We start from the raw sequence: 9,711 nt of genomic DNA on the forward strand, positions 1-9,711 counted from the left end.
ATCCCGAACCGGCCCGGTCCCCGCAGGTCCCACATCCCGCGCCCCACCCCGGCGCCGCGGCCGCCCGCTGTCATGTCGCCGATCCCAGGCCAGCTCAGCCCGCACACCGTCCACATCGGGCGCATGACCCGGTGGTGTGGCCACGTCGTCACGCATATCGCCACCCGCCCCCAATCCCGAGCCGGCCCAGTCCCCGCACGTCCCACACCCCGCGCCCCAAGCCGGCCCCGCACACACCCGTTGCGCACCAACCCCGTTGCGCGGCCAAGGCCCGTCATGTCCGTCACCACCCCAGCGGTGTCGCCGACCAGCACGGACCGTCCCCGTCCGCACTGCCAACCCGATGACACCACCGAGTTCTCATGTCCCTACCCCCAATCCGCTGGAGCCCGCGGCGCAAATTTCACCTTGTGATGAATTGTGCGCTCGACCACCCATGGATGTCAACGAGCGTTGAATTGGGGTGTGGTCAAGCACACTTCGCCCCTAGTCATAGGGTGTTCTGGTGGCGCGAAGCGATGGCAGGAGCGACGACCAGCTCAGAGAAATCAAGATCACCCGCGGCTATCAGGAGTGGCCGGCCGGCTCCGTGCTGGTGGAGTTCGGCAAGACCCGGGTGCTGTGCGCGGCGAGCGTGACCGACGGCGTCCCGCGCTGGCGCGCCGGCTCCGGTCTGGGCTGGGTCACCGCGGAGTACGCGATGCTCCCCTCGGCGACCAACACCCGCGGTGAGCGCGAGGCGGTCCGCGGCCGGGTCGGCGGCCGCACGCACGAGATCAGCCGGCTGATCGGCCGCTCCCTGCGCGCCTGCATCGACATGGGCGCCTTCCCAGACGCCAGCATCGTCGTCGACTGCGACGTCCTGCAGGCCGACGGCGGCACCCGGACCGCCGCGATCACCGGCGGCTTCGTCGCCCTCGCCGATGCCATGACCTGGCTCGGCGCCGCCGGCCGCCTCACCGATCCGCAACCGCTGTCCTGCGCGGTCGCCGCGGTCAGCGTCGGCGTCGTCGACGGCCGCGTCCGGCTCGACCTTCCGTACGAGGAGGATGCCCGCGCCGAGGTGGACATGAACGTGGTCGCCACCGACGCCGGCACCATCATCGAGGTCCAGGGCACCGGCGAGGGCGCCACCTTCACGCGGTCCACTTTGGACAAAATGCTCGACCTGGCGCTGGCGGGCTGCGCCGAGATCAACCGCCTGCAGGCCGAAGCGCTCGCCGAGCCCTACCCCAACGAGCTGCCCTCCCCCAAGGCCGGCAAGTCATGACCCGGATCCTGCTCGCCACCCGCAACCCCAAGAAACTGGCCGAGCTGAACCGAATCCTCGCCGCCGAGAGCATCACCGGCATCGAGATCATCGGCCTGGACTCGGTGCCTCCGTTCCCCGAAGCTCCCGAAACCGGCGCCACGTTCGAGGAAAACGCCCTCGCCAAGGCCCGCGACGCCGCCAGGGCCACCAACCTCCCCGCCATCGCCGACGACTCCGGCCTTGCCGTCGACGCCCTCAACGGCATGCCCGGCGTCCTGTCCGCCCGCTGGTCCGGCAAGCACGGCGACGACCTGGCCAACCTGGAGCTGGTGTTGGCCCAAATCAGCGACGTTCCCGACGGTCGCCGAGGCGCCGCCTTCGTCTGCGCCGCCGCCCTCGCCGTCCCCACCCGCACCGAAACCGTCGTCACCGCCACCTGGCCCGGCACCCTCACCCGCGAACCCCGCGGCATCAACGGTTTCGGCTATGACCCCATCTTCATTCCCCACGGCCACACCCAAACCTCCGCCGAGCTCGACCCCGCCACCAAGGACGCCCTGTCCCACCGCGGCCAAGCCCTCCGCCTGCTCGCCCCGCACCTGCAACGCCTCACCGCATGACACCCCAACGCATCCTGCTCTCGGCGGTACGGCGGGCGAACCCGCAGCGGCTACGCTCGAATTCGGGGTCCGCCGAGCCAGAGGGGGTGCACATGGCCGAGCACAGCGACAGTTGCGTGTCCGACGTCGAGCCGCGTGGGGTCTCCTGGCGGAAAAGCTCGGTGAGCACCACCCAGCCGGAGGCCTGCCTGGAAGCCACCTGCGCGGCCGACCCCATGCTCGTTCGGGACTCGAAAGACCAACTAGGGCCGAGACTCGCCTTCCCACGTCGCGCCTGGAACGTGTTCATCGCCGAGCTCGGTGCGTCGCGGCTCGATCGGCAGACACTTTGACAGCAGCGCGCGAACGTACGCCGCCGCCGCGAGCGAGGCGTACCGCTGCCATGTCTCATCCCGCTGGCTGTCCGCGTAGTCGCTGATGCCGCGGACCATGAACCATTCCCGGCCACCGAGGAAACTTCCGATGCCGACACCGGCGCCTTCCATCTCCACGGCAAGGAATCCGTGCCGAGCGGCGAGCTGGTCGCGCGCCGCGGCATCACGCACCGAACGATTGGCGCTGCCGACAAGGCCGTAATGCACCTTCGGCAGACCCTTGCGATGACCGCTGTGGTTGCGTGGCGGGTGGCGCAACTGCCATCCCGTGCTGTCCCGCAGGACATCGGTCCGATCGGGCGGCCGGCCGTACCCGTTCAGCTCGGGGTGCCGGGACAGGTCGAGCCACTGCTCCCAGGCGCGGTGCCCGCTGAGCTCGTCGGCCTTGAGCATGTCCGCGCTCTGCGTGAGGCGGGGCGACGGCGCCGGGAAGGACCGGCGCTGCTCCACGGCCCCGTCGACGGAGTAGACATGGTCGTAGTCAACGATTCCCTGGGTTGCCACGACGATGTCGCCGAGGCGCACGTGCCGCTCCGGTCGCTGCGGATTGGGTATCCCCGCGGCGATCCCGACCATGATCACCACGCTGATCGAGTCGAAGCTGCGGATCAGGTTGGCGCAACCGGTGGCCGCCGCGTTGGTCGCGGTGGCGCCGAGCAGCGTCAGCGCGATGCCGTGCCGCCGCCGGGCATCCCGGCTGGGCAGCGTGCCGAGCACGTAGTAGGCGGGGTCTTCCGGGACGATGCGCTCGATGGAGTCGTCGAGCAGCACCCGCATCGCGACGAACTCCTCGGGGATTGCCGTGACCAGACCCACGGTCGGACGGCGGGTCTCGTCCGCGGTTTCCGGTTTCCTGGGCGCGGGAACGCGGTCCAGGTCCGCGTGCGCCAGTCCTGACGTAGTCATCTCGCGGCCGGCCTTCCTGGTCGACACCTCTCAGCCATGAGATGGGGATCGGCTCCGACGGCTGTCGCAGCCATCCGCTCTCAACTCATTGAGGAGCTCCCTTTTGGAAGCTGTCGATCATCGGGTCGATGATCTTGTGCAACTCGTTCTCGGGACAGGCGACCTCCTCCAACTGGTAGAAGATCTCCACGTACTTGCTCTTGATCTCGGGGTCGTCCCGGATCAGCACGTCTCGGGTCTGATCCTCGAGCACCACCACGTAGTCGTCGACGTCCTCGACATCCGAGGGAAGCTCGAGGACCGAGAACGAGCCCAGCATCCCCGGATGAACACCCGCGGCGAACGGAATGACGCGGATGCTGACGTTCGGGAGCTCGGCCATGTCCTTGAGGTGGGAAAGCTGTCCCACCATGACGTCTGGGCTGCCCACCCAACGGTGCAGCACCGCCTCGTCGAGGATGAACTGGGCCTTCGTGGCATTCTCGCGGGTCAGGATCTCCTGGCGCCGAAGGCGAACCGCGACCCCGCGGTCGAAGCGTGCCGGGTCCACCATGACGCCGCGCCAGAGCGCCCTGATGTATTCCTCGGTCTGCAGCAGGCCGGGCACCATCAGACCGGTGAACTGCCGAACCTGTGCCGCGGCATCCTCGTAGGCGAGGAAGTTCAGGAAACGCTGCGGATAGTGGGAGCGGTACTGCTCCCACCATCCCTTCCTGTCCCCCCTCGTGATGGCCAGCAGCGCGTCCTTTCGACCGGGGTCGTCGATCCCGTAGTACGACAGCAGCGCCATCAGGTCCGACGTCGAGACATCCACCGCACCCGTTTCCATGCGGATGACCTTGGATATGGACCAGCCCAATGCCTCGGCGACAACCTTCTGCGTGCGTCCGGACTCGTCCCGGATCCGGCGCAACTCGGCTCGCAGCCGCCGCTGTTCCACCGGGGTCGCGCCCTGTGCCATATCTGTCCCCTCAATGCCTGGTAGTCAGTTGACAGTTGCACGGCGCCACATAGCACCATGCTATCGGCTCCGTGACTCATGTCACAGAAGCGGGCGGCAGATTACCAGCAATTGTCAAGCCCTGTCGCAAAGCCACGCCGCACAAAGCGGAAGGCCGCCGTACCACCCGAACGAGTGGCACGGCGGCCTTCTCGGCCGGCGGACGGGTCAGTTGAGGTTCGACCTGAGGAACCGGTCGGGACTGCCGTTGCCGTTGTTGTCGGAATTGGTGGTCCCGAACCAGATCGCGTTCTCGCCGGGCACCTTGACCACCGCCCGCAGCCGGCCGAACTGGCCGTTGAAGTGCGAGGTCACCGTGCTGACGTTCTCGCCGTTGAGCACGATCCGCCACAGCCGTTGCCCACGCAGCGCGGCCATGAACAGCGCGCCGTTGGCGAACGCGAGCCCACTCGGCGACGCCTCGGCCACGCTCCAGGTGCGCTTGGGGTTGGTCATGCCGGCGACGTCGCAGGTGCCCTCACATTCTGGCCAGCCGTAGTTGCGGCCGGGCAGGATCAGGTTGAGCTCGTCACGCGAGGACGCGCCCAGTTCCGACGACCACAGCCGGCCGGCGTCGTCCCACGCCAGGCCCTGCGGGTTGCGGTGGCCGAGGCTGTAGATCCGGGTGCCGAACGGGTTGCCCGGCGCCGCGGCCCCGGTCTTGGTGACCCGCAGGATCTTTCCGTTGAGCGAGTTGGGGTTCTGCGCGTTGTTCATCTGCTGCGCGTCACCCGTGGTGGCGTACAGGAAACCGTCCGGTCCGAACCGGATCCGCCCGCCGTTGTGGAAGCGGCTCTTGGCGATCCCGGTGACGATGGCCGTGTAGCCGGACAGCGCGGTGCCGTTGAAGCTCATCCTGGCGATCCGGTTGCCCTCCGACGAGGTGTGCATGAAGAACACCTCCTGGTCGGACGACCCGTTCCAGGTCGGCGAGAACGCCACGCCCATCAGGCCGCCCTCGCCGTCGGTGGTCTGGCTGTTCGGCACGGTGCCGACCTGGGTCTTGCCGCTGCCGTTGCGGTTGATCCGGAACACCCGGAACGTGTCCCGCTCGGTCACCAGGGCGAACGAGCCGTCCGGAGCCCAGGAGACGTCCCATGGAATGTCCCAGCCGGTGGATACCTGGGCCGGGGTGCCCGGGTTGTTGCCACCGGCGCACGCGCTGGTGGTGAACGTGACCGTGGGGCTCTCGCCCGAGGTGAGACCGGCCGCGTCCCTGGCCACCACGTGCAGCGTGTACGTGGTGGCGCAGGCGAGCACCGTGACGTTCCTCGTGGTCGGCGGCGGGTTGCCGGTCACCGAGTCGATCACCGCGTCGTTGCTGTTGTTGCGAATGTCGTACCTGGTGACGCCGCGGTTGTCGGTCGAAGCGCCCCAGGACAGCGTGGCGCTGGTCTGCCCGACGTTGGACACCGACGGCTGACCCGGTGTGGTCGGCGGCGAGGTGTCGCCGGGGTCGGCCGTCGTGGTGCAGACCACTTCGGGACTGGACTCCGACTCGTTTCCGGCGGCGTCACGTGCGAACACCGAGAGCTGGTACCGGGTGTTGGGGGACAGGCCGGTCAGCCGGAACGGCGGTCCCGGCGGGTTCGGCGCGGTCCGCAGCTCCGTGCCGAGATGGAAGATGTCGTAGGCCACCACGCCGACGTTGTCGGTCGACCCCGGCCAGTTCAGGGTCAGCGAGTCGAAGCCGATGTCGCTGCAGGACGGCTGGCCGGGCGCGGTCGGCCGTTGCGTGTCGGCCGGGGCGCCGACCCGGAGCCGGTCGAGGTTCGGTCCGCCGTTGACCGTCGTCGCGGTGGCTCGGACGACGTTGTTGCCGGCGTTGAGGGTCACGTTGATCGTGATCTCCTGCCAGGTCGTCCACGCGCCGGTGCCCGGGAAGCTCTGCGCCGCGGCGACCACGGTCCCGTTGACCGAGATGCTCATCGGCCGGTCGGTGGTGGTGCCGTTGGCGAACCGGAACGTCAGGCTGGCCGGGCCGGCCGCGGCCGCGCTCACGTTGCCGAACTCCACGAAGCTGCCGACCACGTTGTCGTAGTTGACGAAGCCCGTGCCGGTGAACCCGGCGTGGTTGGACTCCACCACGCCCTGGGAGATCGTGGCGTTCTCCGCCTGCAGATCGGTGGTCGGGGCGGCGACGTCGACCTCGAGGTAGTCCAGGTTGGGCCCGCCGTTGGCCGTGACGCCGGTGGCCCGGACGGTGTTGGCGCCCGCATTGAGCGGAGCCGTGATGGTCCTGGTCTGCCAGGCCGTCCACGCGCCGGTGCCGGGGAAGCTCACGTCGTTGCCCACCACCGCGCCGTTGACCGTGACGTCCATCGGCCGGTCGGCCGTTGTTCCGTTGGCGTACCGCAGGACCAGCGTCGCCGTGCCGGCCTGCGGGGCGGTGACGCTGAACTCCACGAAGCTGCCGACCAGGTTGTCGTAGTTGACGAACCCGGTGCCGCTGAAGCCGGTGTGGTTGGACTCCACCACACCCTGGGAGATGGTCGCGCTCTCCGCCTCGTAGCGGGTTGCCGCGGCCGGGAACACCCCGTCCGCGGCGCCGGCCGGCGCGGCCCCCACCGCACCGGCCGCCAGTGCGGCGACGCCGAGCACCGCGAGTGCCCGTCTGGACGATCGCCCTCGCATCATGCCCACTCCTCTCGACTTCCTGGTCCGGCGGGCTGCAGGGTTGTACCGCAATGATTAGGCAGTCTTACTAACCATTGGCGATACTGACCTTAGGACACCCGTGGTCGATCCGGAATGGTTGTGCCGGTGAGTGGGATTCGGCAGCCTATCCGCTCCGGCGGGCTAGAGAACCGGAGAAAGCGCCTTCGCGCCGGCGGTCACGGAGACGGCCGCCGTCCGCCAGCTCACCCGGAGCGGGTGCTCGGTCAGCACCACGACGATCTTCGCCCAGTCCGGCCCGACCAGACCACTGCTGTGCAGCACGATGTCGGTCCTGCTGTTCGACCAGCCCTGCTTGATCGCCCACGGTCCGGGCAGCGCGTCCGGGATGCCGAAGTGCTGGTTGAACCCGTCCGCGGCGATCCTGGGCGCGTCGGCGAGCGAATCGATGATCAGTGCCCGGTCCTCGGGCGGCAGGCCGGTCAGCACGAACTGGTAAATGCGTCCGACGTCCCGGGCGGTGAGCAGCACGTTGCCCCACTGGCCCGGCGGGCTTGGCGGGGCCGTCCCGGTGAGCCCGAGCTGCGCGCCGATGCGGGTCACCAGCTCCGCTCCGCCGCCGGCGGACCAGAGCGCGCTGGCGATGCCGTCGTGGCTCACCCGCAGCATCGTCGTGATCTGCCGGCGCACCCGCTCGTCCGCGCCACGCTGCACCGCGTCGATCGCGACCAGCAGCTTGACCAGCGACGCCGACCGGAACTGCCGGTCCGGCTCGACGGCGACCAGCTCGGCGCCGGTCGCCCGGTCGATCACCAGCGCACCGACCGTCGCGGTGGCCTGCACCGACTGCACGGCCGCGGTCACGGTCGCCGGGTCGAGCCGAGGTCGCGGCCGGGGAATGACCTGCCGGTTCGGCTGCGGGGACGGAGACGCCGGCGCGCTCGAGGTCGGGACCGGCGCCGGTGGGGGAGCGGCCGCGGGTGCGAACACGGGCGCGGCCGCGGTGCTGGCGGCCGGTGTCGCCGCGCTCGCGGTGAGCCCGAGGGCGAGACCCACGAGCAGCCAGCGGGTGGCGCGACTCGGCATTGTTGGCATGCCGTGACTACGGCGGCGCCACCCGGCAAGTTGATCTGCACGAGAGGCAACTTTCCGCACGTCAAGGCATTACGCGCGGCCCCGCGCGAGGGTTGGCCAAGTCCCCCCATCGCTAAGTTCTCGACAGGTTCTACACGCCGAGGTCCTTGCGCAGCTTGGCCACGTGTCCGGTCGCCTTGACGTTGTAGAGCGCCTTGCCGATCTTGCCGTCCGGATTGACAACGAACGTCGACCTGATCACGCCGGTGATCGTGCGGCCGTAGCTCTGCTTCTCGCCGTATGCGCCCCACTCGGTGAGCACCTGCCGGCTCTCGTCGGACAGCAGCGGGAACGTCAGGCCCTCGTCGGCCACGAACTTGGCGAGCTTCGCCGGCTTGTCCGGGGAGATGCCCAGCACCGCGAAGCCGGCGTCGTTCAGCTCGGCCAGGTTGTCCCGGAAGTCGCACGCCTGCTTGGTGCATCCGGGCGTGCCGGCGGCGGGGTAGAAGTACACGACGACGGACCGGCCGCGGTAATCGGCCAGCGACACCGGCTTACCGGTGCTGTCGGGAAGCGTGAAGTCGGGCGCGGGATCGCCCTCGGACAGGCGTTTCTGCTCGCTCATGGGCGGTGACGCTAGCGTGCCGGACCGACAGCCTCTACACGGTGCCGGTGTAGAGCGTGACCCGCTCGACGTCGGTCGCGCTTGGCTGAACCATCAGCCGGACCTCGACCCGCTCCGGCGGCACCGCGAACGCCAGCGCCAGCCGCACGTTCTGGCCCGGCCGCACCTCCTCGGTCGTCACCAGGCCCGTGTACCCCTGGGTCGAGTCGATCACCTGCTGGGCCGGCGTGCCGTCGCACAGCATCGTGACGGCCAGCTGCGCCGGCTCGTACGGAGTGTCGCCCTCGTTGTCGATCGTCATCTCGAACGCGACCGCCCGCGGGGTGCGCGGGAAGGCGGAATGCGTCGGGGTGAACGGCTTCGGCGCCGAGACCGCGATGGCCAGCCCGTTCACCCGGACCCGCTGGTCGTCGGCCCGCCGCGGGGTGTCGTCGGCCCTGGTCGACGCGCTCGACGACCGCGAGGTGAGCGGCTGGAGCTGGTGGGTGGCGTCCGGAACCGCCTCGGCGCCGCACCCGGCCAGGAGCAGCAGGCCGCACGCGGCAGCCGCCAACCCGACTCTGTTCACGTGCGTGGCTTCTTTCCGCGGGGAGCGTTACCTCTCCACGATGAAGGTTCACCCCCATTCAGGTGCCCGATGTTGGCCCGTTGAGTCGCACCTGTGGCCGACCCGTGACCGAAAGGGCACCTAACGTGATCGGCGCCACCTCACGCCGCAAGGGCGAAGAAGATCACGAACATCCCCACAGTGATCAACCACGTCGCGATGAGCCACCCGAAGTCCCGCCACGGTGAGATCGCCCGGTTATCCTCCCCCGGCACGTACACCCCACGCGCCTCGAACCAGTCCACCAGGTGCAGCACCACACCGAACGGCCGAGACAACCCCATCCCGCCCATCCCTCCGCTCAGCGTGTCACCCTCTGATCAGCCCGATAATGACACACCCTCCCCAGTACCCTTCTCCCCACCAACACCACGGGGCCGTAGCCCAACAGGCAGAGGCACTGGATTTAGGTTCCAGCCAGTAGGGGTTCGACTCCCCTCGGCCCCACCCAGTCTGGCCAGCCCGACCGTCGAACGTCGGCGTCGTCACGGTGTTAGCACGTGGCTGAGTACGGGGAGCGTCATCACATCCGCGCCGCCCGTTCGAATTGGCTGCCCGGCCAATTTCGACGCGAAATGATGTCCTTGGCTTGGCCTTCGCATGCATGGTGGCGGTTGGCGTTGGGGGTGTACGAGTT

At 69.1% G+C, this 9,711-nt stretch carries 10 protein-coding genes and 1 tRNA gene; 4 read left to right on the plus strand and 7 right to left on the minus strand.

The features are described 5' to 3' along the window. The first annotated feature begins 505 nt into the window (after positions 1-505). From rph to VGX25_RS34685, 3 genes are all read left to right on the plus strand, one after another. Positions 506-1,270: a ribonuclease PH gene (gene rph / locus VGX25_RS34675; RefSeq protein ID WP_326922215.1), complete on the plus strand. Its 765-nt coding sequence runs from the start codon at positions 506-508 to the stop codon at positions 1,268-1,270. Continuing rightward, positions 1,267-1,872 carry an RdgB/HAM1 family non-canonical purine NTP pyrophosphatase gene (gene rdgB / locus VGX25_RS34680; RefSeq protein ID WP_326922216.1) on the plus strand — a complete coding sequence of 202 codons (606 nt, stop codon included), beginning with the start codon at positions 1,267-1,269 and terminating at the stop codon, positions 1,870-1,872. The genes rph and rdgB overlap by 4 nt, the downstream gene beginning before the upstream one ends. A 92-nt stretch (positions 1,873-1,964) precedes the next feature. Then, positions 1,965-2,204: a DUF397 domain-containing protein gene (locus VGX25_RS34685; RefSeq protein ID WP_326922217.1), complete on the plus strand. Its 240-nt coding sequence runs from the start codon at positions 1,965-1,967 to the stop codon at positions 2,202-2,204. Here the strand turns inward: VGX25_RS34685 and VGX25_RS34690 are convergent. The 7 genes from VGX25_RS34690 to VGX25_RS34720 form a co-directional block, all read right to left on the minus strand. After that, entirely contained in the window at positions 2,115-3,152 is a 1,038-nt protein-coding gene (locus VGX25_RS34690; protein ID WP_326922218.1) for a hypothetical protein, read from the minus strand. The genes VGX25_RS34685 and VGX25_RS34690 overlap by 90 nt on opposite strands. Before the next feature lie 85 nt (positions 3,153-3,237). Continuing rightward, on the minus strand, positions 3,238-4,113 hold the full coding sequence (locus tag VGX25_RS34695) for a helix-turn-helix transcriptional regulator (protein WP_326922219.1): 876 nt from the start codon (positions 4,111-4,113) through the stop codon (positions 3,238-3,240). 207 nt (positions 4,114-4,320) lie between these two features. Then, a complete protein-coding gene (locus VGX25_RS34700) occupies positions 4,321-6,789 on the minus strand; it encodes a PQQ-dependent sugar dehydrogenase (RefSeq protein ID WP_326922220.1) in 2,469 nt (822 codons plus the stop codon). A 162-nt stretch (positions 6,790-6,951) separates the two neighbouring features. Continuing rightward, positions 6,952-7,854: a hypothetical protein gene (locus VGX25_RS34705; RefSeq protein ID WP_326922221.1), complete on the minus strand. Its 903-nt coding sequence runs from the start codon at positions 7,852-7,854 to the stop codon at positions 6,952-6,954. Between the two features lie 139 nt (positions 7,855-7,993). After that, on the minus strand, positions 7,994-8,467 hold the full coding sequence (bcp, locus tag VGX25_RS34710; protein WP_326922222.1) for a thioredoxin-dependent thiol peroxidase: 474 nt from the start codon (positions 8,465-8,467) through the stop codon (positions 7,994-7,996). 34 nt (positions 8,468-8,501) lie between these two features. Beyond that, on the minus strand, positions 8,502-9,035 hold the full coding sequence (locus VGX25_RS34715; RefSeq protein WP_326922223.1) for a hypothetical protein: 534 nt from the start codon (positions 9,033-9,035) through the stop codon (positions 8,502-8,504). A 140-nt stretch (positions 9,036-9,175) separates the two neighbouring features. Next, on the minus strand, positions 9,176-9,358 hold the full coding sequence (locus tag VGX25_RS34720; RefSeq protein ID WP_326922224.1) for a hypothetical protein: 183 nt from the start codon (positions 9,356-9,358) through the stop codon (positions 9,176-9,178). Between the two features lie 89 nt (positions 9,359-9,447). Here VGX25_RS34720 and VGX25_RS34725 point away from each other — a divergent pair. Next, positions 9,448-9,521: transfer RNA gene (locus VGX25_RS34725), tRNA-Leu, on the plus strand. Positions 9,522-9,711 lie beyond the last annotated feature (190 nt).

Source organism: Actinophytocola sp. (assembly GCF_035942955.1).
Classification (GTDB): domain Bacteria; phylum Actinomycetota; class Actinomycetes; order Mycobacteriales; family Pseudonocardiaceae; genus DASYTH01.